Origin of the sequence: Escherichia sp. F1, from assembly GCF_046764225.1 — a bacterium.
Taxonomy (GTDB): Bacteria; Pseudomonadota; Gammaproteobacteria; order Enterobacterales; family Enterobacteriaceae; genus Escherichia; species Escherichia coli.
Window position 1 is genome coordinate 2,474,268 of record NZ_CP177202.1, and the last position, 26,036, is coordinate 2,500,303.

At 50.0% G+C, this 26,036-nt stretch carries 21 protein-coding genes and 3 pseudogenes; 7 read left to right on the forward strand and 17 right to left on the reverse strand.

Annotated elements, in window-relative coordinates; all coding sequences use genetic code 11:
• The first annotated feature begins 77 nt into the window (after nucleotides 1-77).
• Nucleotides 78-1,127 carry a GGDEF domain-containing protein gene (locus ACK8NJ_RS11900; RefSeq protein ID WP_000236740.1) on the forward strand — a complete coding sequence of 350 codons (1,050 nt, stop codon included), beginning with the start codon at nucleotides 78-80 and terminating at the stop codon, nucleotides 1,125-1,127.
• Between the two features lie 74 nt (nucleotides 1,128-1,201).
• On the opposite strand, the pseudogene ACK8NJ_RS11905 reads toward ACK8NJ_RS11900, so the two are convergent.
• Nucleotides 1,202-1,752 (reverse strand): annotated as a pseudogene (locus ACK8NJ_RS11905) (ISAs1 family transposase); the annotation flags it as partial.
• Nucleotides 1,753-1,992: 240 nt separating this feature from the next.
• Between ACK8NJ_RS11905 and ACK8NJ_RS11910 the strand changes: the two are divergent.
• Nucleotides 1,993-2,322, forward strand: coding sequence for a SymE family type I addiction module toxin (locus ACK8NJ_RS11910; RefSeq protein ID WP_000807556.1), 330 nt, complete (start codon nucleotides 1,993-1,995; stop codon nucleotides 2,320-2,322).
• A 50-nt stretch (nucleotides 2,323-2,372) separates the two neighbouring features.
• Here the strand turns inward: ACK8NJ_RS11910 and ACK8NJ_RS11915 are convergent, their stop codons facing one another.
• Nucleotides 2,373-2,675: a hypothetical protein gene (locus ACK8NJ_RS11915; protein WP_000228044.1), complete on the reverse strand. Its 303-nt coding sequence runs from the start codon at nucleotides 2,673-2,675 to the stop codon at nucleotides 2,373-2,375.
• Entirely contained in the window at nucleotides 2,668-4,428 is a 1,761-nt protein-coding gene (locus tag ACK8NJ_RS11920) for an RHS repeat-associated core domain-containing protein (protein WP_411962498.1), read from the reverse strand. Before ACK8NJ_RS11920 ends, ACK8NJ_RS11915 begins: the two co-directional genes overlap by 8 nt.
• A gap of 53 nt (nucleotides 4,429-4,481) precedes the next feature.
• Between ACK8NJ_RS11920 and ACK8NJ_RS11925 the strand changes: the two genes are divergently transcribed.
• Nucleotides 4,482-4,724: a SymE family type I addiction module toxin gene (locus ACK8NJ_RS11925; protein ID WP_000936139.1), complete on the forward strand. Its 243-nt coding sequence runs from the start codon at nucleotides 4,482-4,484 to the stop codon at nucleotides 4,722-4,724.
• 55 nt (nucleotides 4,725-4,779) lie between these two features.
• On the opposite strand, the gene ACK8NJ_RS11930 is transcribed toward ACK8NJ_RS11925, so the two are convergent.
• Nucleotides 4,780-5,052 carry a hypothetical protein gene (locus ACK8NJ_RS11930; protein WP_000104378.1) on the reverse strand — a complete coding sequence of 91 codons (273 nt, stop codon included), beginning with the start codon at nucleotides 5,050-5,052 and terminating at the stop codon, nucleotides 4,780-4,782.
• Nucleotides 5,053-5,058: 6 nt separating this feature from the next.
• Nucleotides 5,059-6,684, reverse strand: a complete 1,626-nt coding sequence (locus ACK8NJ_RS11935) for an RHS repeat-associated core domain-containing protein (protein WP_411962532.1) — start codon at nucleotides 6,682-6,684, stop codon at nucleotides 5,059-5,061.
• A 263-nt stretch (nucleotides 6,685-6,947) separates the two neighbouring features.
• Here ACK8NJ_RS11935 and ACK8NJ_RS11940 point away from each other — a divergent pair, with 263 nt between their 5' ends.
• The gene (locus ACK8NJ_RS11940) at nucleotides 6,948-7,190 is read left to right on the forward strand and encodes a SymE family type I addiction module toxin (protein ID WP_198445216.1); all 243 of its coding nucleotides are present in this window, start codon (nucleotides 6,948-6,950) and stop codon (nucleotides 7,188-7,190) included.
• Nucleotides 7,191-7,228: 38 nt separating this feature from the next.
• On the opposite strand, the gene ACK8NJ_RS11945 is transcribed toward ACK8NJ_RS11940, so the two are convergent.
• The 4 genes and pseudogenes from ACK8NJ_RS11945 to ACK8NJ_RS11960 form a co-directional block, all read right to left on the reverse strand.
• Nucleotides 7,229-7,585 carry a hypothetical protein gene (locus ACK8NJ_RS11945; RefSeq protein ID WP_112834947.1) on the reverse strand — a complete coding sequence of 119 codons (357 nt, stop codon included), beginning with the start codon at nucleotides 7,583-7,585 and terminating at the stop codon, nucleotides 7,229-7,231.
• 1 nt (nucleotide 7,586) lies between these two features.
• A pseudogene (locus tag ACK8NJ_RS11950) lies at nucleotides 7,587-8,042 on the reverse strand (hypothetical protein); the annotation flags it as partial.
• A 136-nt stretch (nucleotides 8,043-8,178) separates the two neighbouring features.
• The gene (locus tag ACK8NJ_RS11955; protein ID WP_106906168.1) at nucleotides 8,179-8,607 is read right to left on the reverse strand and encodes a hypothetical protein; all 429 of its coding nucleotides are present in this window, start codon (nucleotides 8,605-8,607) and stop codon (nucleotides 8,179-8,181) included.
• Between the two features lie 73 nt (nucleotides 8,608-8,680).
• A pseudogene (locus ACK8NJ_RS11960) lies at nucleotides 8,681-10,501 on the reverse strand (RHS repeat-associated core domain-containing protein); the annotation flags it as partial.
• Between the two features lie 11 nt (nucleotides 10,502-10,512).
• Between ACK8NJ_RS11960 and ACK8NJ_RS11965 the strand changes: the two are divergent.
• The gene (locus ACK8NJ_RS11965) at nucleotides 10,513-10,755 is read left to right on the forward strand and encodes a SymE family type I addiction module toxin (RefSeq protein ID WP_000936139.1); all 243 of its coding nucleotides are present in this window, start codon (nucleotides 10,513-10,515) and stop codon (nucleotides 10,753-10,755) included.
• Nucleotides 10,756-10,801: 46 nt separating this feature from the next.
• Here the strand turns inward: ACK8NJ_RS11965 and ACK8NJ_RS11970 are convergent, their stop codons facing one another.
• The 6 genes from ACK8NJ_RS11970 to ACK8NJ_RS11995 form a co-directional block, all read right to left on the reverse strand.
• Nucleotides 10,802-11,068, reverse strand: a complete 267-nt coding sequence (locus tag ACK8NJ_RS11970) for a MafI family immunity protein (protein ID WP_000989061.1) — start codon at nucleotides 11,066-11,068, stop codon at nucleotides 10,802-10,804.
• The gene (locus ACK8NJ_RS11975; RefSeq protein WP_411962499.1) at nucleotides 11,065-15,723 is read right to left on the reverse strand and encodes an RHS repeat-associated core domain-containing protein; all 4,659 of its coding nucleotides are present in this window, start codon (nucleotides 15,721-15,723) and stop codon (nucleotides 11,065-11,067) included. The genes ACK8NJ_RS11970 and ACK8NJ_RS11975 overlap by 4 nt, the downstream gene beginning before the upstream one ends.
• Nucleotides 15,724-15,741: 18 nt before the next feature.
• Nucleotides 15,742-16,194, reverse strand: a complete 453-nt coding sequence (locus tag ACK8NJ_RS11980; RefSeq protein ID WP_000141612.1) for a DcrB-related protein — start codon at nucleotides 16,192-16,194, stop codon at nucleotides 15,742-15,744.
• Between the two features lie 50 nt (nucleotides 16,195-16,244).
• Entirely contained in the window at nucleotides 16,245-18,239 is a 1,995-nt protein-coding gene (locus ACK8NJ_RS11985) for a type VI secretion system Vgr family protein (protein ID WP_411962500.1), read from the reverse strand.
• A 221-nt stretch (nucleotides 18,240-18,460) separates the two neighbouring features.
• Nucleotides 18,461-18,817 (reverse strand): hypothetical protein, encoded by a 357-nt coding sequence (locus tag ACK8NJ_RS11990; protein ID WP_000819258.1) that lies wholly within the window; start codon nucleotides 18,815-18,817, stop codon nucleotides 18,461-18,463.
• Nucleotides 18,814-19,344: a hypothetical protein gene (locus tag ACK8NJ_RS11995; protein ID WP_000058705.1), complete on the reverse strand. Its 531-nt coding sequence runs from the start codon at nucleotides 19,342-19,344 to the stop codon at nucleotides 18,814-18,816. Before ACK8NJ_RS11995 ends, ACK8NJ_RS11990 begins: the two co-directional genes overlap by 4 nt.
• A 937-nt stretch (nucleotides 19,345-20,281) precedes the next feature.
• On the opposite strand from ACK8NJ_RS11995, the gene ansP reads away from it, so the two are divergent.
• On the forward strand, nucleotides 20,282-21,781 hold the full coding sequence (gene ansP / locus ACK8NJ_RS12000) for an L-asparagine permease (RefSeq protein WP_001300590.1): 1,500 nt from the start codon (nucleotides 20,282-20,284) through the stop codon (nucleotides 21,779-21,781).
• 112 nt (nucleotides 21,782-21,893) lie between these two features.
• Here ansP and ACK8NJ_RS12005 read toward each other — a convergent pair whose 3' ends face one another.
• Nucleotides 21,894-22,955, reverse strand: coding sequence for a YncE family protein (locus ACK8NJ_RS12005; RefSeq protein WP_000550676.1), 1,062 nt, complete (start codon nucleotides 22,953-22,955; stop codon nucleotides 21,894-21,896).
• Between the two features lie 241 nt (nucleotides 22,956-23,196).
• Here ACK8NJ_RS12005 and pqqU point away from each other — a divergent pair, with 241 nt between their 5' ends.
• Nucleotides 23,197-25,299, forward strand: a complete 2,103-nt coding sequence (pqqU, locus tag ACK8NJ_RS12010) for a TonB-dependent receptor PqqU (protein WP_411961647.1) — start codon at nucleotides 23,197-23,199, stop codon at nucleotides 25,297-25,299.
• A 35-nt stretch (nucleotides 25,300-25,334) separates the two neighbouring features.
• Here pqqU and mcbR read toward each other — a convergent pair whose 3' ends face one another.
• Complete coding sequence (mcbR, locus tag ACK8NJ_RS12015) at nucleotides 25,335-26,000, reverse strand: colanic acid/biofilm transcriptional regulator McbR (RefSeq protein ID WP_001308642.1); 666 nt, start codon at nucleotides 25,998-26,000, stop codon at nucleotides 25,335-25,337.
• Between the last annotated feature and the right edge of the window lie 36 nt (nucleotides 26,001-26,036).

The following is a 26,036-nucleotide window of genomic DNA, read 5'->3' on the forward strand; positions in this document are numbered from 1 at the left end:
CAGGTATCCTGCCCTTTTTTGGTTAAAAAATGGCTGAACGAAGAAAAACTCATCACTCATGGAAAACCCGCCGCGATATGGTTATTCGCGGCATGACGATTAGTTTGCCATGGTTTGCTTTTATCAATGTCAGTTTTGCATTGATAATTTTGCTGCGCCGTGTTCTGTTTAATGACCTTACTCCACCCTGGTTAAATGAAAAAAGCCTTATACATTCTATTGATATATCTGCAACGGGTATTCTGCTGATTTGCAGTGGTTTACTACTCATCCCTCGGCAAAAAACATTACCTATCCAGGTGCTATTAGTTGCCCTGAGCCTGCTATGGTCATGGTGTAGTTATCACTTTATTGCGTACTGGACGCTGCAGTTTGCTTATCCACTATGTGTATTATTAATGCTTAGTGGCGTTGTCGCACTTTATTTCCATACCCCATCATTGCTCGCATTTGTCATTCCCTTATGGTTCACCACTCCAATAGCGAGTCTTATGCTTAATCAACAGATCAATATTCATTTTGCTGTTGTATGGTGTATTTTTTCACTGGCGCTATATGGTGGGCGACTCATTTTGTTACGTTGGTTTGAAGAAGCATGGGTACAAAACAGTTATAACAACCAGTTAATTAATCGCCTTGATGCATTAGCACATCGTGATCCTTTAACTGGGATAGCAAACCGACGTGCAATGAACAGTATCTTACACGACGCGATGGATAACGGCGGGTCATTTGCTCTTATTATGCTGGATGTCGATTTTTTTAAACGTTACAACGACACTTACGGGCACCCTGCTGGGGATCGTTGTCTAATACAAGTTGCCGACGCTCTACAGCGTTCAACTCGCCAGTCGGAGGATGTTGTTGTCCGTTATGGTGGCGAAGAGTTTGCCATCATACTTTTTAATGCAACATTGCCGGAAGCAGAGACGGTAGCAGCCAGAGTGAAGCAAGAACTTAAACTGGCAGCTATCCCACATCAGGCATCTGCTGTTAATGCATTCGTTACGGTTAGTCAGGGGATTACCTGTTCTGCTCCCGCAAAAACGGCTGAACAAATTATTTCAGATGCCGACGCTGCGTTATACCGGGCGAAAGAAAGTGGGCGAAATCGATGGGCTTTATAAGCATTAGGGGACTGGACAGATTACGTCTCTCCTCGCTTAACAAGGGCTGACGGAGGGTAATAACTGTCTATAGCTATCTTCTTAGCGATGTCTTTCTGGTATCACATTGGATCGGTGCAATTATTTTTCCTTTAATACCCATTATGTTAAGAAATTCAGAAACAGCTGTAATCTCATTGTTTTTTTCATTCGTCTTGATCTTCCAAGGAATCTGACTGTGCATTATTGAGAACACACTAATAACGTGAATCGCTCCCTTGCGACGACTCTTGTCATAAGAGTACCGGAGCGTTTTTCCATCAATTGCAATGACGTCTTTATCATCTGAAGAATGGCAGTCAAGCATCCAGTTAATAAAGCACTCATGAAATTTTTCAGGACTGATACAGGATACAACTCTGGCAATGGTATCGTGAACAGGAATACCATTATCAAAATCACCATATTGCTTCAAAAAATCGAGATGTGTTTCCCCAAAATCCTCTATATCTTCCCAGCCTTCTGCACCCGAAATAACGGCACAAATAGTCAACAGTAGAATATCCGATAATTTATGCTCCACTTTCCAGGCTTGTCTGTAATCGAGGATAATAGAAATATGTTCCATCAATTTTTTAAGTTCCATTTTGTTCTCCTTAATTATGTAAAGAGTATTTGATCATGTATAAGCAATAAAAAACAGCTTTAGGTAATGAGGAATATCTCAATTTTTAAACATAAAATGCGAATTATTTAGTACAAAAAAGCAGCGTTACGTGATCTTTCCATGGAAAAGAGAGTAATACACTGATTTTTAACGCAGATTGCCAGTGCTACCAACACTGACAATCTGCTCACCACAAGCAACTAACAGAGGTAGTTAATCATGGCTGAACACGATATTACGCCAGAAGTCGCCATTTCCAAAACACAGCGCCGCTATAAAGTCGGCTATGTCAGAGCCCGCCACATAAACAGCAAAACCTACATGACCACGTACTACTCACGACACCCCAGCCTGAACCTTAAGGGCGACTGGCTGAAAGAGGCCGGATTTGATACCGGACGGGGTGTCACGGTGAAGATTTCGGAGGGGTGCCTGACCATCATCGCTGACAGTGACGAGGTGCAGGAACTGCGGGAGGAACTTTATCAGGTTAAACAGGTGGTTAAGGGGATGCGGAACGGGATGTTTAGTGTGCTGAACGAGAATTAAATAATAAAAAAGCCGGGGAGATTTAAAATCTTCCCGGCTTTCTTTATCATCTAAAAAGGTAATAATCCTCTAATAGGAGAAAATTTTGTAATATCAATACCTTGTAATTTAAAGTAATTAAAAGCATCTTCTATATTGGAAAACGCACTAATTTCTTCAGTTGCATAATCTTCGAACACTTCCATTTTATTTTCTGGTATTTTGAAAAAATAGGTATTGTATTTTTCATCCTGTTTTTTAATGGCATATTGGAAAAAATAACTTTCACCATTTATTTCCTTTATCTCATCAAAACCTCTAACCTTACCATTCTCTATAGCAACAATTAATTTTTCAATAGACAAATCAACCATCTATATCTATCCTCACCATTGTCCCATCAGAACGTTTAATATTTATATGAGGCAAAGAACCATGCCCTGTGCCTTTATGGTCATCATGACCATATACACGACCAGTATTAGAATCAATAGGGTAATCTTTCCTATAACGGACAGTACCATCTCTTTTCTTAAATTGTTCCATCTTATGTTTTTTTCTAATACCGGCGGCATCCTGCGAACCGATCCCTCTTACTTTTTGAGCATCAGGAAAGGCCTCCATCAATAAATCATGGGCTTCCTGTTTTGATTTAACTGTGACAACGGTTCCTTGAGGCCCCTCTCGCAAAGATTTCGCGTTTTTGGAACATGCAGTCAGTCCCAGCGGATCGATCCAAGAGAGCGGATTCGGCGCGTATTGGTAGAGGTTTATTCCCCCCGCTAACCCTATCGGGTCCGTTACCATGAACCGCCCGACATCCGGATCATAGTACCTGTGCAGATTGTAGTGCAGCCCCGTTTCCCTGTCGAGGTACTGTCCCTGGTAGCGCAGGTTCTGCTCCACCCTGCCGTGGTCCTTCTCCTGTATCGTGTTACCCCAGACCTGATACCCCGTCTCCCACACGATTTTCCCGTCACTGTCCGTCATCTCTTCCGGCGCGCCGTTCACATCCGTGTGAAAATACAGTATCCGGTTCGGGCCCTCTTTGCCCGCCTTATCCACCCGCGCCAGCGGTTCATAACTCCCCGGGTCGCTGTAGATATACAGGCTGCTTATTCCCTCCGGCCTGCTCTCCTGCGCCAGCCGCATTCCGTCCCATAAAAATGCCGTCCGGTTGTACGGTTTACCGTCAGGGCTGATGTGCTGTTTTTCCGTCCGCCTCCCCAGCGCATCGTACACATACCGGTACGTTCCCCGCGCTGTCGTCACTTCCACCATCCGGTGTTCCGCATCATAACGGTAACTCTGCGTGCCGCTCCGCCCCTCCTTTTCCACCGTCCGGCCAAATTCGTCGTAACGGTAGTGCACACCACGGTAAGACATCAGCCGGTTGAACGGCACCACGCTGTTTTCTGCCGTGGCCCTTTCCCCCGCGCGCCGCCCCAGCAGGTTTCCCGCCGCGTCGTACTCCCAGCTCGCCAGATACCCCTCATCCTCCGAGCGGCACGCCGTGATGCGCCCCGTGGGGTCGTAGAAGTAATCCGTTTCCCCCCGCCGGCTGTGCCGCGTCTTCAGCAGTTCATCCTCGCCGCTGTAGCTGTACTGCCGGTCCGTGAACGTCTCCGGTACCACCCCGCGCATCCCGCTGTATGTCTCCCTGCGCTTCAGCCGCCCGGCGGGGTCATAAAGCTGCCGCGTGCTCAGTCGCCCCTGACTTCTGAGCACTTCCCGGTGCAGGGCGTCACGTGTGAACTCGCTGATGACCTCCCGGTCCAGATTTATCTGCTGGAGATGGCCGCTGCCGTAGTACAGATGACGCTGCGTTCTGCCATCCGGAAAGGTGGTGGCAGTCCGGTTGCTGAGTTCATCGTACTGATGGGTCAGGACGCCCTGCGCCGTCTCCTCAGTCAGCATCCGCCCCAGTCTGTCGTAACTGAAGCGGATAATCTCCGGTGCGTCTGTTTCCCCGGCATCCGACCGTCGGCGGCGGATTTCCAGTAGCTGGTCTGCCGCATCATGGACGTATTCCGTACGGCTATCGGCTGTCTCCTTTGCCGTGAGCCGGCCCGCCGCATCACGTGCCAGCCGGTGGCGGATTTCACCGCCCCGGTCCCCGGTGAACACCACTTTCGTGACCGAGTTCAGCGCGTTGTAACGGTACGTCTGGCTCTGCCGTCGTGCTGCCAGCGCAGCATCTGCCCAACCGCAGCGACACGCCGGTGATCAAAATCAGCGCCAAATGGCTGAGAGAAGCGGGATTTGAGATCGGCACAGGCGTTACTGTGAAGATCTCGGAAGGCTGCCTGATCCTGCTTGCGGATAACAACGAAGTACAGGAACTGCGCAGGGAACTTTATCAGGTTAAACAGGCGGTTAAGGGAATGCGTGACGGGATGTTTAGTGTGCTGAACGAGAGTTAAATAATAAAAAGCCGGGAGAATAAACCATCCCGGCACGTTATTAAATATATAGAGTTCAAATCAAATTAATCAAATAATTCAATTCTTGTTTTAAATAAGCATCATTCTTTTTCTCAATAAGCTCCATCATATATTTTTTTGTGTCATCATTGCCATACTCATTAATATAGAGTGAAATTGCATCCATAATATCTCGCTCATAATTATCCAATGCTAGAACATATATATCAATTAACGCGCGTAGTTGCTCATTTGATAAGGTGTCTATCAAACTATCTTCAAGTGTTTCATAACGAAAAACAAGCTCATTCCGACTAATGGTACTCATAATATATTACCTGTAAGGCCCTCGACCTGGTTGCATTGGTATATGTGCATCCGGCGACGTAACAGCTATATTCCCTGAAGCATCATATTTTACTATTGGAACAACTGGATTATTCTTGCCACCATAATTCCCATTTACAACCCCTGATGTAGGTAATGATTCTATATGAGCATGAGGTACTTCATCTGCAAAACCTTTGGGGCGAGTTCTTTGCTTAGCAGGATCAAGCCTCACTGCAACAGTATTTCCGTCAGGTAATGCTTTTGTCCAGACTTCTCCCCCGCTATGCGCTTGTACCGACGAATAACCTCGATTACGCAAAGTTTGTCGTATTTCCCCTGGCGTTTTTCCTGCAAAATTGGGTAGGCCACCTATTTCTTCCTGAATATTCTGTGTACTTCTGTAGCGCCCATCGCTTCCCCTTAATTTACAAAGACCAAGAGGATCAATATAACTTAGCGGATTAGGCGCATAAGCATATAAGTTCAGCCCCCCAGCCAGCCCTATCGGGTCCGTTACCATGAACCGCCCGACATCCGGATCATAGTACCTGTGCAGATTGTAGTGCAGCCCCGTTTCCCTGTCGAGGTACTGTCCCTGGTAGCGCAGGTTCTGCTCCACCCTGCCGTGGTCCTTCTCCTGTCTCGTGTTACCCCAGACCTGATACCCCGTCTCCCACACGATTTTCCCGTCACTGTCCGTCATCTCTTCCGGCGCGCCGTTCACATCCGTGTGAAAATACAGTATCCGGTTCGGGCCCTCTTTGCCCGCCTTATCCACCCGCGCCAGCGGTTCATAACTCCCCGGGTCGCTGTAGATATACAGGCTGCTTATTCCCTCCGGCCTGCTCTCCTGCGCCAGCCGCATTCCGTCCCATAAAAATGCCGTCCGGTTGTACGGTTTACCGTCAGGACTGATGTGCTGTTTTTCCGTCCGCCTCCCAAGCGCATCGTACACATACCGGTATGTCCCCCGCGCTGTCGTCACTTCCACCATCCGGTGTTCCGCATCATAACGGTAACTCTGCGTTCCGCTCCGGCCCTCCTTTTCCACCGCACGGCCAAATTCGTCGTAACGGTAGTGCACACCACGGTAAGACATCAGCCGGTTGAACGGCACCACGCTGTTTTCTGCCGTGGCCCTTTCCCCCGCGCGCCGCGCCAGCAGGTTTCCCGCCGCGTCGTACTCCCAGCTCGCCAGATACCCCTCATCCTCCGAGCGGCACGCCGTGATGCGCCCCGTGGGGTCGTAGAAGTAATCCGTTTCCCCCCGCCGGCTGTGCCGCGTCTTCAGCAGTTCATCCTCGCCGCTGTAGCTGTACTGCCGGTCCGTGAACGTCTCCGGTACCACCCCGCGCATCCCGCTGTATGTCTCCCTGCGCTTCAGCCGCCCGGCGGGGTCATAAAGCTGCCGCGTGCTCAGTCGCCCCTGACTTCTGAGCACTTCCCGGTGCAGGGCGTCACGTGTGAACTCGCTGATGACCTCCCGGTCCAGATTTATCTGCTGGAGATGGCCGCTGCCGTAGTACAGATGACGCTGCGTTCTGCCGTCCGGAAAGGTGGTGGCAGTCCGGTTGCCCAGTTCATCGTACTGGTGGGTCAGGATTCCCTGCGCCGTCTCCTCGCTCAGCATCCGCCCCAGTCTGTCGTAGCTGAAGCGGATAACTTCCGGCGCATCCGTTTCCCCGGCATCCGACCGTCGGCGGCGGATTTCCAGTAGCTGGTCTGCCGCATCATGGACGTATTCCGTACGGCTATCGGCTGTCTCCTTTGCCGTGAGCCGGCCCGCCGCATCACGTGCCAGCCGGTGGCGGATTTCACCGCCCCGGTCCCCGGTGAACACCACTTCCGTGACCGCGTTCAGCGCGTTGTAACGGTACGTCTGGCTCTGCCGTCGTGCTGCCAGCGCAGCATCTGCCCAACCGCAGCGACACGCCGGTGATCAAAATCAGCGCCAAATGGCTGAGAGAAGCGGGATTTGAGATCGGCACAGGCGTTACCGTGAAGATCTCGGAAGGCTGCCTGATCCTGCTTGCGGATAACAACGAAGTACAGGAACTGCGCAGGAAACTTTATCAGGTTAAACAGGCGGTTAAGGGGATGCGGAACGGGATGTTTAGTGTGATAAACGAGAAATAAATAAAAGGGGCGAGGCTGATTTCGCCCCCTTTTATTATTTAACAATATTTAATTTCATATTTCCCTATAATATCGAACACATGGTCATAAGTACTGATAATTATGTGCTGAACTCCATCTCTTTGGATATCCTCTACTAAATCGAAACTTGATTTAGTATATTGTTCAAAAGGATAATCATCAACTTTGTATATAGATAACTTTTCAATTTTGCTAATAAAAAACTCGAGACTAATATCATAAGCATCTTTAATAGCAGGTTTGCAGGCAGACAACGATAAGGAAGCTTTGATGGTAAAGTTAAATGGATACAGATTTAACTCTGTCCCAGTTAAAATCAACGCATCTCGACCATATATTTGACCATATTTTGTTTCTAGTGCTTTTACAATCATATTAGCCACAACCTCTTGTCCTCACTGTTCTGCCGCCATTTTGAGTTGAAAATCTTCGATCTAAATTAATTTTTGACAATTCCTCTGGAGTAGCCCATCTCGAAGGAATCTTCGATACACCGGCTGCTTTGGCAGCATAAAGTAGTCTGTTATCTAAAGTAAAGACTGAATCTTTATGAGCACCTTGTGATAACAATCTCTCTTGAACATTTACAGGTAAATCCCGCATTCTAACTTTTCTAATAGGTTCAACGTGATTTATATATGACGGGTCATTTATAAGTCTGTGAATAAGTCCATTAACATTTCTTCCGTCTTCAAAAACACCATTTATACTATCTTGTGAGAATAGAATTGTTTTAGGACTTACTGGTGATAATCCAAGAGGATCTATCCATGATAACGGGTTTGGAACATAACTATAGAGGTTTAATCCCCCCTCCAGCCCTATCGGGTCAGGATGCGCAATCTACCTATCTGAACGATCGTACCATCAACTTCGTATATAAATTATCAAGACTGTAACGTCATAGCGCCATGACTTACTGTTATGATTTCATAAACAGGGAAGATATAATTCCTTACCCGATATATTATTGGTGCTTCGATTTAAAAAACTCCCAATACTTTGGAGTATATCCTTTAAATGCTCTATGTTTCCCTTTTTCATAAGCTTTCAGGAAACATTCGTAAGCCTCATCGTTTTCACCTAATTCTAGACAAACACCCCCTAAGTTAATCAGTTCAGATGTGGAATATAGTGGAATTTCACACTTAAAAATTTCAACTGCCCAGTATTTTGCCTCATTATATTTTTTAAGGTCAAAATACACACCATAAATGCAACGAATCAACCATGCAGAAACTCCATCACCAAAAGAATATTTCGGCTCAGGTAAACTATCCCACAAAGAAAGATAAAGTTTTAAAGCACCATAGGCATCTCCTTGATCTTCAAGAACGTTACCATCTTCGATTTGCTTTACTATGCTTTCTTCAAGCACTGGTCTGGTACTACTCATTGCAAGCTACTCCATATGTATAAAATGAAAATTCACATAGTTCTAACTAGCTAATATATAACAACCGATTTCTCTATTTTATGATTGGCGGTACAATTGGAGGTGTCACTGGTGGTAAGTATACTTGACCAAGTTTAGCCCCAGCAGAACGGTTAAGAGAATAATGATCCAAATAATAATTTTTTGAATCCAGCATCCAATCCCTGACAGGTTTAGACTTCGGCCCCAAAAATCTACCAGTATTATTCCACCATGTAACGGCATCTGTCTTATGAGACATATCTGCTTCACTTAATGGATGCCAGACACCTTCAGAATCTTTAAACTCCATCCGGGAACCTGTCCCTCTAATTTTTCCATCATTTCTCATCCGAGCAATAACCTCACGGCCTGTTCGGCTATTCTTCCCTGGGGTTCTTCCTAAGAAATCACAACGTTTTGACAGCCCTAATGGGTCAATCCACCCCAGCGGATTAGGCGCATAAGCATACAGGTTCAGCCCGCCCGCCAGCCCTATCGGGTCCGTTACCATGAACCGCCCGACATCCGGATCATAGTACCTGTGCAGATTGTAATGCAGCCCCGTTTCCCTGTCGAGGTACTGTCCCTGGTAGCGCAGGTTCTGCTCCACCCCGCCGTGGTCCTTCTCCTGTATCGTGTTACCCCAGACCTGATACCCCGTCTCCCACACGATTTTCCCGTCACTGCCCGTCATCTCTTCCGGCGCACCGTTCACATCCGTGTGAAAATACAGTATCCGGTTCGGGCCCTCTTTGCCCGCCTTATCCACCCGCGCCAGCGGTTCATAACTCCCCGGGTCGCTGTAGATATACAGGCTGCTTATTCCCTCCGGCCTGCTCTCCTGCGCCAGCCGCATTCCGTCCCATAAAAATGTCGTCCGGTTGTACGGTTTACCGTCAGGGCTGATGTGCTGTTTTTCCGTCCGCCTCCCCAGCGCATCGTACACATACCGGTATGTCCCCCGCGCTGTCGTCACTTCCACCATCCGGTGTTCCGCATCATAACGGTAACTCTGCGTTCCGCTCCGGCCCCCCTTTTCCACCGCACGGCCAAATTCGTCATAACGGTAGTGCACACCACGGTAAGACATCAGCCGGTTGAACGGCACCACGCTGTTTTCTGCCGTGGCCCTTTCCCCCGCGCGCCGCGCCAGCAGGTTTCCCGCCGCGTCGTACTGCCAGCTCGCCAGATACCCCTCATCCTCCGAGCGGCACGCCGTGATGCGCCCCGTGGGGTCGTAGAAGTAATCCGTTTCCCCCCGCCGGCTGTGCCGCGTCTTCAGCAGTTCATCCTCGCCGCTGTAGCTGTACTGCCGGTCCGTGAACGTCTCCGGTACCACCCCGCGCATCCCGCTGTATGTCTCCCTGCGCTTCAGCCGCCCGGCGGGGTCATAAAGCTGCCGCGTGCTCAGTCGCCCCTGACTTCTGAGCACTTCCCGGTGCAGGGCGTCACGTGTGAACTCGCTGATGACCTCCCGGTCCAGATTTATCTGCTGGAGATGGCCGCTGCCGTAGTACAGATGACGCTGCGTTCTGCCATCCGGAAAGGTGGTGGCAGTCCGGTTGCTGAGTTCATCGTACTGATGGGTCAGGACGCCCTGCGCCGTCTCCTCGGTCAGCATCCGCCCCAGTCTGTCGTAACTGAAACGGATAATCTCCGGTGCATCCGTTTCCCCGGCATCCGACCGTCGGCGGCGGATTTCCAGTAGCTGGTCTGCCGCATCATGGACGTATTCCGTACGGCTATCGGCTGTCTCCTTTGCCGTGAGCCGGCCCGCCGCATCACGTGCCAGCCGGTGGCGGATTTCACCGCCCCGGTCCCCGGTGAACACCACTTTCGTGACCGAGTTCAGCGCGTTGTAACGGTACGTCTGGCTCTGCCGTCGTGCTGCCAGCGCAGCATCTGCCCAACCGCAGCGACACGCCGGTGATCAAAATCAGCGCCAAATGGCTGAGAGAAGCGGGATTTGAGATCGGCACAGGCGTTACTGTGAAGATCTCGGAAGGCTGCCTGATCCTGCTTGCGGATAACAACGAAGTACAGGAACTGCGCAGGGAACTTTATCAGGTTAAACAGGCGGTTAAGGGAATGCGTGACGGGATGTTTAGTGTGCTGAACGAGAGTTAAATAATAAAAGAGCCGGGAAGGTTTAATTTCTTACCCGGCGTTATTACTATTTAACTAATCTTTTTAAATAAATAACAACATCATGTTCTAACAAATTATTGAAGATATTATTAAAAGTACATAGATGCTCATATTCACTCTTTGTTATAACAAGGTCATTTTCGCAGATATAATCACATAATATTTCAAAAGCTAATGGTTCTTCCCCAAAATCGATGTAACTCAACGCATAATTCAGTTCATCTTCAGAAAGTCTGTCATGAAAATTTTCACCAAATTCTTTTAACTCGATACCAGTAGCAGTAGTCATCATTTTGCGCCCGGTAAAGGTGGAATCGGTCCACTATCAGGAAATGCAGTAACTATTCTTCCCTTGGCTGGTTGGAAAACTACTCGAATCTGTACTCCATCTCTGACTTCCCATGCCACCCAATTAGCAGCTTTTCCTGCTTTCGTTAATGCGCCTCCAGTTCCTTGCTGGGCGTACCATTTAGTCGATGGTGAATTCACAATATCATCAACTTCGGAAATAATCTTTTTCGCATCCCATGATTGAGGAAAAGTCGTTTTACCTGGCTGACCAGGCCACATATGACCACCACTACCAGGACCATCACCATGAAGAATGTGTTGTTGCGCTTTTGGACCACAACCAAATAACCCCAGCGGATCGATCCATGACAGCGGATTCGGCGCATATCGGTATAAGTTTAACCCGCCTCTCAGCCCTATCGGATCCGTAACTATGAACCGCCCGACATCCGGATCATAGTACCTGTGCAGATTGTAATGCAGCCCCGTTTCCCTGTCGAGGTACTGTCCCTGGTAGCGCAGGTTCTGCTCCACCCCGCCGTGGTCCTTCTCCTGTATCGTGTTACCCCAGACCTGATACCCCGTCTCCCACACGATTTTCCCGTCGCTGCCCGTCATCTCTTCCGGCGCACCGTTCACATCCGTGTGAAAATACAGTATCCGGTTCGGGCCCTCTTTGCCCGCCTTATCCACCCGCGCCAGCGGTTCATAACTCCCCGGGTCGCTGTAGATATACAGGCTGCTTATTCCCTCCGGCCTGCTCTCCTGCGCCAGCCGCATTCCGTCCCATAAAAATGTCGTCCGGTTGTACGGTTTACCGTCAGGGCTGATGTGCTGTTTTTCCGTCCGCCTCCCCAGCGCATCGTACACATACCGGTATGTCCCCCGCGCTGTCGTCACTTCCACCATCCGGTGTTCCGCATCATAACGGTAACTCTGCGTTCCGCTCCGGCCCCCCTTTTCCACCGCACGGCCAAATTCGTCGTAACGGTAGTGCACACCACGGTAAGACATCAGCCGGTTGAACGGCACCACGCTGTTTTCTGCCGTGGCCCTTTCCCCCGCGCGCCGCGCCAGCAGGTTTCCCGCCGCGTCGTACTGCCAGCTCGCCAGATACCCCTCATCCTCCGAGCGGCACGCCGTGATGCGCCCCGTGGGGTCGTAGAAGTAATCCGTTTCCCCCCGCCGGCTGTGCCGCGTCTTCAGCAGTTCATCCTCGCCGCTGTAGCTGTACTGCCGGTCCGTGAACGTCTCCGGTACCACCCCGCGCATCCCGCTGTATGTCTCCCTGCGCTTCAGCCGCCCGGCGGGGTCATAAAGCTGCCGCGTGCTCAGTCGCCCCTGACTTCTGAGCACTTCCCGGTGCAGGGCGTCACGTGTGAACTCGCTGATGACCTCCCGGTCCAGATTTATCTGCTGGAGATGGCCGCTGCCGTAGTACAGATGACGCTGCGTTCTGCCATCCGGAAAGGTGGTGGCAGTCCGGTTGCTGAGTTCATCGTACTGATGGGTCAGGACGCCCTGCGCCGTCTCCTCAGTCAGCATCCGCCCCAGTCTGTCGTAACTGAAGCGGATAATCTCCGGTGCGTCTGTTTCCCCGGCATCCGACCGTCGGCGGCGGATTTCCAGTAGCTGGTCTGCCGCATCATGGACGTATTCCGTACGGCTATCGGCTGTCTCCTTTGCCGTGAGCCGGCCCGCCGCATCACGTGCCAGCCGGTGGCGGATTTCACCGCCCCGGTCCCCGGTGAACACCACTTCCGTGACCGCGTTCAGCGCGTTGTAGCGGTACGTCTGGCGGCAGCCGTCCGGATTTATCTGCTCCGCCAGACGGTTCAGCACATCATGGCGGAACCGGTAGCTTTCTCCGTTCTCGTTTGTCAGCGTGACCAGACGCCCGTAAGCATCGTACCCGAACGCCGTCCTGCGCCCCGTCGCGTCCGTCCGGCTGCGCACCCGGCCCTGTCCGTCCCGCTGCCAGCGCGTTATCCTCCCCATCGGGCTGGTGTACTTCACCAGCCTGCCCGCCGCGTCCGACTGGTAATTCACCGTGCGGCCGTCCGCCAGTATCACCTCCGTCAGGTGGCCGCTGTCGTCATACCCGTAGCGCGTGCTGTGGCTCTGCGCGTCTGTCATCCGTATCAGCCGCGTGCGTTCGTCGTAGAACCAGGCCGTCTGCGAGCCGGAACAGTCCGTGTGCCGCATGAGCTGTCCGTCTTCGTTCCACTGAAGGTATTTATTCCCCCCACGGGCATCGGTTATCTGCACCACCTGGCCGTGGCGGTCATACTGATACCGGGTGTTCTGCTGCAGCGGGTCGGTCACCGCAAGAAGATTGCCGCGTTCATCGTACTCACAGCACCAGCTGTTCCCCGCCGCGTCCACCTCCGTTTCCGGCTGGTGCCACACCGGGTGCCACTGTGTCTGTGCCACCCGCCCCAGCGGGTCGTGCGTCTCCGTGATATGCCCCTGCCGGTCATACACATAGCGCCATTTGCCGCCCTGCGCATCGGTCATTCCCAGTAACAGCCGTTCTTCGTCGCTCCAGCGGAACGTCGTCACCTGCCCGGCTTCGTCCTGGTACGCCGTCACCTGGTTCTGCGCGTCCCACTGATGATAACGCGTGCGCCCCAGCCCGTCCGTCACGCACAGCCTGCGTGCCGCGAGGCTCCACGCCAGCCGGTACTGTTCACCGCTGTCCGTGTGGTGCCCCGTCACCCGCCACGCTGCGTCATCCGGGCCTTCATACCAGCCCCACTGGTAATAATACCCTTCGCCGCCCGGCTGGCGGTGCAGGGTCATGCAGTGGTTTTCGTCGTAAGCAAACTCGCGCAGCAGGTGCCCCGTGCTGTCGTACACGCCGTTCAGGTGGCCGGCCTCGTCATAGCGGTAACGACGCAGCAGTAAAGGAGCCGTCTCAGGGAAATGCTGATAAATCTGTGTCACCCGCCGGGGATGCGCCGCCAGTTCATAATGCAGACGGATGCACGGACGCTGCTGTTCACCGCTGATTTGCGTGATGCGCCCCAGCTCGTCGTAGTACAGATTCAGACAGTTGCTGTTGCGGTCGCCCAGCATTTTCAGCCGCTGGCGCTGCGGGTGATGCGGGTCGGCTTCAAACAGAAAAAACTGCCCGTCATCGCTGCTGATAAGCCAGTGCCCCTGCTCACCCCGCCGTACTGCCAGTCCTTCGCCGGGGCTGTAAAACCCGCTCCCCGGCAGCACGGCCTCCATATCCAGGCGTCGTCCCATGCCCGACACAAAGGTCATGCAGTTTTCGTCAGCAGTACCCGGCGTGCGCTCGAGGCTGACTTCATACATCACACTCCAGCCCTGACCGAACATCCCTTCCGTGCGGTCGTCACGACTGCTGTACACGCGCTGCCAGTCCAGCGGAAAGTGGCCCGGCAGACTGAAGTCAAAATCATCGTCATCGGCCAGATATTTGGCTCCGGTGGCGGCATTGACCGGATGCGGAAGGGCACTGATGGCCTTCTGCGTCATCACCCCCATCCCGACACTGGCAGCAAAACAGGCGATTTTAGAAAGCATTTTGCCCGGGCGAAGAAACATCAGCGCCACGGTTGCCACCAGGGTTATCTGCGACCTGCCGCTTCTGATATCCCTGACCACCAGTAACGGACCGCCAATGCGGACATCCGGTGACACAAACGCCCCGTTCCCCGGCTCATTCACCACCCTGGCCTCGCAGGTACAGCGTGCCCCGCTGCGCGCCGCCGGCTGGCTGTTGATACGCACATCCCGCGCGCCTTCCGCGATATATTCCGCTGCGGGCGGTTCATCATCGCCTTTGAACAGATTACTGATGCTGCCAATAACCGCATTCACTCCCTGAAAGGCGGTTTCCAGCATACCGCCCGGACTCAGCAGGTTAAGGGCCGTTCCCAGGGGGTCATCCAGAAAGGCGGTTTTTTTTTGTGCGAGAAACTGCGTCAGTGAGGAGGGATGTTTATGGCAGTCGATTTTATCGTCAGGGGTCGGGGTGGAGCCCGGGGCCGCACTGGCCACGGTGGGCTGCCATAGTTCCGACACAAAATGTGTCACGCCATCCACCATTTCAGAACGCCCTTCTTCCGTACTGAGCTGGTCGTGCAGCGCCCGGGACATCAGCACAGGCCCTGTCACCGGGTTAACCGCCAGGGCTATGGCCCCCGCCATTTCCAGATATTCCCCGGCCACATCCAGGAACGTTCTGGCATCCTCCTGACGCTGCGCTTCTTCCTGTTCCGCCTTCGCCTGCGCCTCCTGCGCCTCAATGTCCTGCCGCGATGCCGCAGTCGCCGCGGCCCGCGCGGCAGGTTTGCTGTTGATCCATGTGTCGCCAGAGCCGGTGAGGATGTAACCTTCAATCTGAGGCGGGAAAAGCCAGTTCGCCAGTTGCTCACTTTCCCTACTGATTCGGTCATTCCAGCCCTGATACGACATAAATACCGCTGTTGCTATACCGATCGCTAAAATGGTTGAGCAGCCCAGCGTTGCCACTTCAACTCCGCCCAGCGCCGCCATGGTTCCGACAACCAGAACATCCACCAGGGCTGTGGCGGCAACCTCTACAACTGCCCCCAGCACATCTGCCATAAACGACGTATGCAGCAGGGCATCACCCTGCCTTGCCGCCCAGAATGCCTCTTCCATGTCCCGTTCCCTGTGTGATTAATTCGTCCCGGCTTCCTGCCGCATCCTGAAGCGCAGATTCTTTTTAATTTCAGCCCAGCGCGTCATATCTGCCGGGGTCAGCGGTGTGGTTCGGGCGTAGGTGAAGGCCATCATGACCCGCTCACCCGGCAATACAAATGCCACCTGACACTGGTACACCTGCTCGTTACCCCGGAGAAACTGGCTCTGTATTTCCAGTCCTTCTTCACCGTCATTAATCCCCACCCGTGTTACCTGAACGGGCGTGTAGTGAAGATCCTTTACCTGTTTCTCCAGTTTTTTCATTTGCTGTTCAATCTGGGAGGCTAATTCGTCTCCTTCCTGCATCTGGCCCCGGCTGATAATGAGTGCAGCGTCGGGATCGCTGAGGCGCAGCATATTAATAGTACTGTCCTGAATAATATTCCCGGAAAAAGTCACAACAGTTTCATTGAGATAATACTCCGTCATAATGATATGAGTCCTTTTAAATTAATAAATTATTTAATGATGTTTTTTGTTTATTTTTTAGTCATAAAGGCGACGTCTATCGCCAATTGAAGGGCTGTTTTTTCCGATGTTCCAGGCGGAAGTATATCTGCCACCCTGTTATTCATATTTAAATCAAGCTGACCTGATTGTGTATTTATCTTTCCATTTTCTGTTGCAGTAATATTAAAATTCTTACAGGTTATATTAAATATTCCGTCACTGGTCATTTGCAGGATAGTGTTCCCACAACTAAGAATCATGGAATCTCCCGCAGCAAGGCGTAAATTCTGTACGGCCTGAATCGTTTTATTTTGTCCGGCAAGGGAGGTATCATCCATCTGAACTGTAAGAGAACGTTCCTCACCAATTATCGCTGTTTCTGTTTTATCAATGACTTTAAGGCGATTATTGCCCACCCAGTGGCTTTCATTATTATTTACTTCAATCCGCTGATCTTTTTCGGCATGTAGCCAGACCTCTTCACCGCCAGGTTTATCCTCAAAACGTAGTGCGTTGGCATTGGTTGGGCCGCCGCCGATAGTGTGACTGTAAAATCCGCTTTGCGTCGCTGCGCCCGGTAGTCCCCACGGTGGCATGGTGTCCTGGTTGTAGGTACGCCCAACAATTATCGGTAAATCCGGATCACCGTTTTTGAAATCCACCAGTACTTCCTGACCAATGCGCGGGATCTGAATGCCACCGAATCCTTTACCCGCCCACGGATAACTGACACGGACCCAGCAGGAACTATTTTCGTCATTCTTACCGTAACGATCCCAGCCAAACTGAACTTTCACCCGGCCATATTTATCTGTCCAGATTTCCTGCCCTGCCGGGCCGGTGACGATGGCGCTCTGCGGGCCTTTAGTGTGGGGTTTGCTCAGGGTTCGTTGTGGGCGGTAAACTTCGCTGGTGGGATGCAGTTCAAAGCTGGTTGAGTAAGAGAAATGCTGCTCCTGGCCGCTGTGTTGCGCATTGTCCTGTATAAATAGCGTGGTCTGTACCAGCAGATATTCCCGGTTCACTTCGGCTGTCGGATAGTTTTCCAGGATGAAGGTAAAACCTGTCATCAGGGTACGAATATTGCCGCTGCCCTGTACCCGACTACCTGGGCTACGCTGTTCTTCCATGCGAATGCGTGTCAGCATTTCACCTTCACTCTTTGTGAAGTAATCTCCCGGCCATTCGTAGTGCTCATATTCAGCAAGGCCGGTTTCACGCGGATTAGCCACGGTGCTCTTCAGCAGTGAACGCGGCTTCATAAAGTCGAAATCATTCAGCACCCACTGTCCACTGCGCAGACTTTCATTTGCTGTGATGGTATGGATAAACTCCTTGTCCAGTTTCAGCCCTTTCTGGTAATAACACACCAGCGGCGAATCTGCGCATGCCTTGTGGACATTAATGGCATCAGCCAGCACTAACGTGTGACTGTTCTCGCTGTGCTCAAACCACCAGTAGATACCCCACTCCTGCATCAGGCGCTGAACAAAATCGAAATCTGTTTCACCGTACTGCACCTGCCAGGTGCGAGTCGGATAATTTTCCACCAGTCGTTTTTCCACTGGCCAGGGGTACTCATCCAGTACCTCATCCAGGATCTCCACCACGTTTTTATTCTGAAACGCTTTGTAGTCACTAGTGTGGGTCAGTATTTTTAACCACGGTTCGAGCCGCAGTTCATACACCACCGAACGTCCTTGATGACCAGCCACGCGTGCCGCCGTCACCAGCCCGCTGATATAACGTTTTCCGCCGCCATCCAATTCGATATTGACGCACAGATCTTTGCCCACCATCGGTTTGAGCTGCAGGTTGGCTGCGGGGGAAACATAGCCCAGGTTCAGGATGTCAGGAGTTTTTAATTTAATAGAATAAGTAAATAGTTCCCCTACTGTTTCTGTACCCCCTAAGCTTGCAAACAGTAACATTCCATCAGGAACTGCGCTGCCGCTCAAAGTCACGTTATGTGTACCCGATCCAGTTAGTGCGCCGGATGGATAATCTGTAGCTGCAAAACTCATAATTAATCCTTTTAACTAGAAATGGATAAGTGCTAATAAGAAATCTTACAGAGAATAAAATATGCAATATATTCGTAGCTGGCATAAAACATCTCAATACTTATGCGTGCTACTGAAGATACTATCAACCATATATGCCTTGAAGAATGCACCGTCATGTTAACCTGGTGGAAACATTCACCTAAAGTACATTAATAAAACTAATAAAATTATTTAATTTGTTATTTGATATGATTATCATCAAGTCTTAAAATACGTTCTCCGGTTCTAATTATGCTAAAACCATAGTATTCTTTTTTACTTCCGGAAGAGAGCATATATTTCCCTATATACATAACATCTGAAGATAGCTCACTTATATCAATACATACGGGTTCGAACTGACCTGTCACTCTTTTCAACTTTATTGCATTGCCATATTTACCTTCATATAAAACATAATTTGAAATAATATTCCCATCGTCTGGTTTTGAACAAATCTGTCCGTCTTGCAAATATACACTACCGGGTAACAATGGGCGAACATAATCACCAACAGTGCATCCCGACAAAAAGAAAAACAAAAAGAATCTCTTCATATGACACCCGCAGGAAATAAATTAAGCACCTTTTTGTATTTTTCCGATAGAGTGTTCACTGATTCAGTTGTATCACCTACATAGTTAACATTTGCCAAATCAGCCACCAGTCCATAGTTAATTAATAGCCAATAATCAGCAACTATAGATGCTTGTTGTTCCATGGAATAAGAAGAAATTGACTGTAAATTAAGATCGTAATGATAATTTGCCGCCCAAGAAAATAAACCACGCAACTTAACTGCATACCCTTTCTGATATTGCCAAACATGCATCATTTCATGAATAAACAAGTGAGAAGCACCTGCTACTGTTTCACGATCACCAGGCATTGCTTGCGATGAATAATCTGAACTATAAACAGCATCAGGATAATACATTTCCCCGTTTGGGGTCATCGCTGTTCTTTCCCCTTGACCAGGCAAATATTTTTCATTGTGGATCCATACCTTGCTATAATCAATTGTATTCTCAAAAATCGATCTGGCCAATGTTAATTCACCAGATGTCATTCTCCTTAATGACATATCCTTTCCCCTGGAAATAATATCTTTCAGATAAAACACAAACGCCCTTTGATGTTCAATATTCCCACTTTATACAGTATTGATGACATCATCTTCATAGAAAATAAAATCAAAGCAAGTTATCAACGTTTCCCGTTATGATTTCTTAACATTAATTCTCAGCATTTTTATTAATCTATCTTCAATATCAATAACCGATGCAAATGATTACGCAGCTAACATAATTCTCATCAATTGATTAATGTCTGTAAACGCTACCGCCCCACCCTGATATCTTAATCTGCACATAGCAATCTTAACGTTATGCCCCATACATTAGTAATGTAAATTAAGAATTCGGAATATATCAAATTCACTTCATAAATTAATATCGGGAATGATATACACATTAATTATAATGAAGTAATGTTTTAAGAGTTGTAATGACCATGGAACAGGACTAATTCCAGAAGCTCCTGTTGGGCAATAGCGCGTTTATCATCCTACATGCCTCTTACATTTTTTAGCCTTTTCTTTAACGTCAGCAATTGGCTCATTTAATCAGCAATTGTATTGGTATTTGGCGTATTACCCCTGAAACCCGTCATGTGCTAGCACCTCACTATTCAATGAGCCAACCACGCCAGTGTCCACTGCAACCACTGGCGTTCAGAGCGACGAACGAGTGGCGCAAGAGTAGGACTGCCGTCGGGCATCATCAAACCAATAGTGGTTGTTTCCGTCAAAATTTCATCAGGTTGCTATTTTGTTGCCGGCCGCCTTTATCCCCACATATTTATAGCGGGATTATTTTGCATCGTTACACGATAAAAGGTAGGATTCTGCGCCGACAGTTATACCCATAAAGAATAATGGTGAATCTTGTCATCGCCAGGATGAATAAACATTGTTCATGGCAACTTATATGACTTTTTCATTAAAGCAATCAGGGAGAGCAATGAGTAAACACGACACCGACACTTCAGATCAACACGCCGCGAAACGCCGCTGGCTTAATGCCCACGAAGAGGGGTATCACAAAGCGATGGGCAATCGCCAGGTGCAGATGATCGCCATTGGCGGCGCGATTGGTACGGGTTTGTTTTTAGGCGCGGGAGCCCGACTGCAAATGGCGGGGCCAGCACTGGCACTGGTCTATTTGATCTGCGGCCTGTTTTCATTTTTTATTCTGCGTGCATTGGGTGAGCTGGTGTTACACCGCCCTTCCAGTGGCAGTTTTGTCTCTTATGCCCGTGAGTTTTTAGGAGAGAAAGCCGCTTACGTTGCAGGCTGGATGTACTTCATCAACTGGGCGATGACGGGGATTGTCGATATTACCGCCGTTGCACTGTATATGCATTACTGGGGCGCATTTGGTGGTGTACCGCAGTGGGTCTTTGCGCTCGCTGCGCTGACCATCGTTGGCACCATGAATATGATTGGTGTGAAATGGTTTGCCGAGATGGAGTTCTGGTTTGCGCTTATTAAAGTGCTCGCCATTGTGACCTTTTTGGTCGTGGGTACAGTGTTCCTCGGTAGTGGTCAGCCGCTGGATGGCAACACCACTGGCTTTCATTTAATTACCGATAACGGCGGCTTCTTCCCCCACGGTTTGCTACCTGCGCTGGTGTTGATTCAGGGCGTAGTGTTTGCTTTTGCCTCCATTGAAATGGTGGGTACAGCTGCCGGAGAATGTAAAGATCCGCAGACCATGGTGCCTAAAGCGATTAACAGTGTGATTTGGCGTATTGGCCTGTTTTACGTCGGCTCCGTGGTGTTGCTGGTTATGTTATTGCCGTGGAGCGCGTATCAGGCGGGGCAAAGTCCGTTCGTGACGTTTTTCTCTAAACTGGGTGTGCCGTACATCGGCAGCATTATGAACATTGTGGTGCTGACCGCTGCCCTCTCCAGCCTGAACTCAGGTCTGTACTGCACCGGACGTATTCTGCGCTCGATGGCGATGGGCGGTTCCGCACCGAGTTTTATGGCGAAAATGAGTCGTCAGCATGTGCCGTATGCCGGGATTCTGGCGACACTGGTTGTGTATGTCGTCGGCGTATTCCTCAACTATCTGGTGCCGTCGCGCGTATTTGAGATTGTGTTGAACTTCGCGTCGCTGGGAATCATCGCTTCATGGGCGTTTATCATCGTGTGCCAGATGCGCCTGCGTAAAGCGATTAAAGAAGGCAAAGCAGCAGATGTCAGTTTTAAACTGCCTGGCGCACCCTTCACTTCCTGGCTGACATTACTGTTTTTACTGAGTGTCCTTGTGCTGATGGCGTTCGATTACCCGAACGGGACTTATACTATCGCGGCGCTGCCGATTATCGGTATTCTGCTGGTTATAGGCTGGTTTGGTGTGCGCAAACGCGTTGCTGAAATTCACAGCACTGCGCCAGTCGTCGAGGAAGATGAAGAAAAACAGGAAATTGTGTTTAAACCTGAAACGGCGAGTTAATTGCAAAATTGCCCGGCTACGTGCCGGGCAAATTCAAATTACTGACGAAGGTGCCGGATGCGGCGTGATAAAAGTCAGGCAAGTCTCTCCGTTTTCACCCTCGCCATATCTATTACAGCGCAATACGAATCACATCGTCCGGCTGGGTTGCTTCCTGCTGTTTAGTGGATTTTTGTTTCACACTGACATACAGCGTTTTACCATCGGCAGACAGCGCCAGGCTGTTCGGATAAGTCGGCGTATCGAACGTTTTCACCACTTTATAGCTTTTCGCGTCAATCACACTGACTTTACCTGCCTGACGATGCGTTACGTAGGCTTCATTACGCGCCGGGTTAAACAGCACAGCCAGTGATTCCGGTGCCGCAACCTTCGCCAGAATATTGCCATTACGGGTATCGACCACTAACACTTCTGCGGCTTTAGAATCGGTGATAAATGCACGCTGCCTGGCGGTATCAAGGCTAATGTTGATAAAGAAGTGCTCTTTGCCGTCATCCAGCAGCTTTTTACGGCTGAGGATTTTATTGTCGGCGGTGTCGATGGTAATCAATTCGCCGTCAGCGTTAGTGGTGTAAAGACGTTTGCCTTTGCTATCCAGCGCCAGACCGGTACTCATTTTACCGGTGTTCTGGATGGCGGTTTTCAGTTTGATATTCTCGCCATCAACGACCCAAATCACGCTCTCTTTACCAATACCACTGATGTAAACGGTGTTCGTGGCATCATCAGCTACCAGCTCACGCGGTTGCAGCGGGCGCACCTCTTCCGTGCGCTTACGATCATCCAGCACCAGACGGCCTTTCACTTCGCCCGTTTTGGCATCTATCGCCGTGACCGCGCTGTTTACTGTGTTACCAAACCACAACGTCTGAGTCGTGTTATTGATGGTGGCACCAAACGGCTTGAGATCGTTATGGATCGCCTGCGTCACTTCCAGAGTGACCGGATCAAGACGATAAACCACGCCGCCTTTATCCAGTTTGCGGCTTTGCGAAGTGGCGAGCCACAGCGCGTTTTCTTGCTGGCTATAAGCCATTTCGTAGGCACCTTTACCTACCGCTTTACGCAGCATTTCTTCTGCGGCCTGCGTACTGAATGATGAAGCAACAAGCAATGAACCTAACAGTAATGAACCACGCAGGCGCGATGAAAACAGATGACGTAAATGCATGACGACTCCCTTTGATGAACCGATATTTTTGCTGCTTCACAATGCTTCGCTAAGCGTAATCATCGTTACGCTCTTGTTATAAATGGGAATGGTAATCATTATTTTCTTAAATGTGGAGCATTTCTTGCCGTTACGACTACAATTTTCTCAATTACTTAACGTATCGTGCCGTTTCGTTTTCCATAAATTTACAATTTTATTACCATAGCGGCGTTTTCCCATTCTTAACCTGGCTTTTTTCATGAAGATTTTTTCCGTCCGACAGACCGTTTTGCCCGCACTGCTTGTCCTTTCCCCTGTTGTTTTTGCCGCTGATGAACAGACCATGATTGTCAGTGCCACGCCGCAGGTGGTTTCAGAACTGGATACCCCAGCAGCCGTGAGCGTGGTGAATGGCGAGGAGATGCGTCTGGCAACACCGCGCATTAACTTGTCTGAATCACTGACCGGCGTGCCTGGTTTGCAGGTACAAAACCGGCAGAACTATGCGCAAGATTTACAGCTGTCGATTCGCGGATTTGGCTCCCGCTCCACTTACGGAATTCGCGGTATTCGCCTGTATGTGGACGGTATTCCCGCCACCATGCCCGACGGACAAGGGCAAACATCCAACATCGATTTAAGCAGTGTACAAAATGTGGAAGTGCTGCGCGGCCCCTTCTCTGCTCTGTATGGCAACGCGTCTGGCGGTGTAATGAATGTCATCACCCAGACCGGACAACAGCCACCAACCATTGAAGCCAGTAGTTACTACGGCAGTTTTGGCAGCTGGCGCTATGGGCTGAAAGCAACAGGCGCAATGGGCGACGGCACTCAGCCTGGCGATGTCGATTACACCGTCTCAACCACGCGCTTTACGACCCACGGCTATCGTGATCATAGTGGCGCACAGAAAAATTTAGCCAATGCCAAACTGGGCGTACGCATTGATGACGCCAGCAAATTAAGCCTGATTTTCAATAGTGTGGATATCAAAGCAGATGACCCAGGTGGGCTAACCGAAGCAGAATGGAAGGCGAATCCGCAACAAGCGCCACGCGCTGAACAGTACGACACGCGAAAAACCATCAAGCAAACTCAGGCTGGGTTGCGCTATGAACGTAGCCTGAGCGCACAAGATGATATGAGTGTGATGATGTATGCCGGGGAGCGAGAAACGACCCAGTACCAGTCAATCCCGATGGCACCACAACTTAACCCGTCGCATGCGGGCGGCGTGATTACTCTGCAACGCCATTATCAGGGGATAGACAGCCGCTGGACACACCGTGGCGAGCTGGGCGTTCCGCTCACGTTCACTACCGGCCTGAACTACGAAAACATGAGTGAAAATCGCAAAGGCTACAATAACTTCCGCCTGAATAGCGGCGTGCCGGAATACGGGCAAAAAGGTGAGTTGCGCCGCGACGAACGCAATCTGATGTGGAATGTCGATCCCTATTTACAGACGCAGTGGCAGCTGAGCGAAAAACTGTCGCTGGATGCTGGCGTGCGCTACAGCTCCGTGTGGTTTGATTCCAACGACCATTACGTTACTCCGGGTAACGGCGATGACAGCGGTGATGCCAGTTATCACAAATGGCTACCTGCCGGTTCGTTAAAATATGCAATGACCGATGCCTGGAATATCTATCTGGCAGCCGGGCGAGGTTTTGAAACGCCGACGATTAATGAGCTGTCTTATCGTGCTGACGGTCAAAGCGGTATGAACTTTGGTTTAAAACCATCCACCAACGATACAATTGAGATCGGCAGTAAAACGCGTATTGGTTATGGGCTGCTTAGTCTCGCATTGTTCCAGACCGACACCGATGATGAAATTGTTGTCGATAGCAGTAGCGGTGGGCGTACGACTTACAAAAATGCCGGAAAGACCCGTCGTCAAGGCGCTGAACTGGCATGGGATCAACGTTTCGCGGAAGATTTTCGCGTAAAAGCGTCCTGGACCTGGCTTGATGCGACCTATCGCAGCAATGTGTGCAATGAACAGGATTGTAACGGTAACCGGATGCCAGGGATCGCCCGTAATATGGGCTTTGCATCGATAGGTTATGTACCGGAAGATGGTTGGTATGCAGGCACGGAAGCGCGTTATATGGGTGATATTATGGCAGATGATGAAAATACGGCCAAAGCGCCGTCTTATACTCTCGTCGGCTTATTCACCGGGTATAAATACAATTACCACAATTTAACTGTGGATTTATTTGGTCGTGTCGATAATTTATTCGATAAAGAATACGTTGGTTCTGTCATTGTCAATGAGTCAAACGGGCGATATTACGAACCTGCACCCGGGCGAAATTATGGTGTCGGCATGAATATTGCGTGGCGATTTGAGTAATTACCTTGATGCCCGGTATTTGCCGGGCATTTAATTTAACGATTGTATTGCTGGTATAAAATAGCAATATTTTGTTGCATAATTTCAGCAAGACAATGTCTGCATCCCTCTTTGTCTTTTGCTTTTAACGCGGCGAGTAATAGACGATAGTTTTCTATACGCTCCCGTAATTCCGCTGGATTAATCGCTTCATAAAGATAATGTAAACCAGGTCCCATCCTGACCCACAGTTGCTCAATCATCTCACACAGGATGGGCATATTTGAACGATGATAAATTGCTAAGCGAAATAGCCTGTTCGCATTAATGATTTGTTCCATGTCGCCCTTTTCTTGCGCCTGCTGTAATTTCTCGAGCAATTCCTCGAGTTCCGCCAGGTCTTGCGGGGTGAGGTTTTCAACAGCCAGAGTAACTGCCATTAATTCCAGCTCGTAGCGGATCCGATTGATTTCGTCTAATTGACGTTTCCCCACTTCCGGAACTGTAAATGCTTGCGCTGGTGCGACAGAAAGCGCATTCACCGAAACCAGACGTAATAATGCTTCACGCACAGGTGTAATACTCATACCTAATTGCTCCGCCAGATTTTTAGTAATCAGGCGTGCGCCAGGTTTTAGTGCGCCAATACTAAGCTGATGTTTCAGGTCGTTCTCAACCTGCAGAGTCAAACTGACATGTTTCATTTTTTCCGTTCCAGGCATTTTAATTCCTTCGCGTGTTTTCTGTCCAACCCTGCC

What these genes read in the sequence shown, in the direction of transcription:
- ACK8NJ_RS11900 (WP_000236740.1), top strand. Translation starts at nt 78, where the DNA reads ATGGTTATTCGCGGCATGACGATTAGTTTGCCATGGTTTGCTTTTATC.
- ACK8NJ_RS11910 (WP_000807556.1), top strand. Translation starts at nt 1,993, where the DNA reads ATGGCTGAACACGATATTACGCCAGAAGTCGCCATTTCCAAAACACAG.
- ACK8NJ_RS11915 (WP_000228044.1), bottom strand. Translation starts at nt 2,675, where the DNA reads ATGGTTGATTTGTCTATTGAAAAATTAATTGTTGCTATAGAGAATGGT.
- ACK8NJ_RS11930 (WP_000104378.1), bottom strand. Translation starts at nt 5,052, where the DNA reads ATGAGTACCATTAGTCGGAATGAGCTTGTTTTTCGTTATGAAACACTT.
- ACK8NJ_RS11935 (WP_411962532.1), bottom strand. Translation starts at nt 6,684, where the DNA reads ATGCTGAGCGAGGAGACGGCGCAGGGAATCCTGACCCACCAGTACGAT.
- ACK8NJ_RS11945 (WP_112834947.1), bottom strand. Translation starts at nt 7,585, where the DNA reads ATGATTGTAAAAGCACTAGAAACAAAATATGGTCAAATATATGGTCGA.
- ACK8NJ_RS11955 (WP_106906168.1), bottom strand. Translation starts at nt 8,607, where the DNA reads ATGAGTAGTACCAGACCAGTGCTTGAAGAAAGCATAGTAAAGCAAATC.
- ACK8NJ_RS11970 (WP_000989061.1), bottom strand. Translation starts at nt 11,068, where the DNA reads ATGATGACTACTGCTACTGGTATCGAGTTAAAAGAATTTGGTGAAAAT.
- ACK8NJ_RS11975 (WP_411962499.1), bottom strand. Translation starts at nt 15,723, where the DNA reads ATGGAAGAGGCATTCTGGGCGGCAAGGCAGGGTGATGCCCTGCTGCAT.
- ACK8NJ_RS11980 (WP_000141612.1), bottom strand. Translation starts at nt 16,194, where the DNA reads ATGACGGAGTATTATCTCAATGAAACTGTTGTGACTTTTTCCGGGAAT.
- ACK8NJ_RS11985 (WP_411962500.1), bottom strand. Translation starts at nt 18,239, where the DNA reads ATGAGTTTTGCAGCTACAGATTATCCATCCGGCGCACTAACTGGATCG.
- ACK8NJ_RS11990 (WP_000819258.1), bottom strand. Translation starts at nt 18,817, where the DNA reads ATGAAGAGATTCTTTTTGTTTTTCTTTTTGTCGGGATGCACTGTTGGT.
- ACK8NJ_RS11995 (WP_000058705.1), bottom strand. Translation starts at nt 19,344, where the DNA reads ATGTCATTAAGGAGAATGACATCTGGTGAATTAACATTGGCCAGATCG.
- ansP (WP_001300590.1), top strand. Translation starts at nt 20,282, where the DNA reads ATGAGTAAACACGACACCGACACTTCAGATCAACACGCCGCGAAACGC.
- ACK8NJ_RS12005 (WP_000550676.1), bottom strand. Translation starts at nt 22,955, where the DNA reads ATGCATTTACGTCATCTGTTTTCATCGCGCCTGCGTGGTTCATTACTG.
- pqqU (WP_411961647.1), top strand. Translation starts at nt 23,197, where the DNA reads ATGAAGATTTTTTCCGTCCGACAGACCGTTTTGCCCGCACTGCTTGTC.
- mcbR (WP_001308642.1), bottom strand. Translation starts at nt 26,000, where the DNA reads ATGCCTGGAACGGAAAAAATGAAACATGTCAGTTTGACTCTGCAGGTT.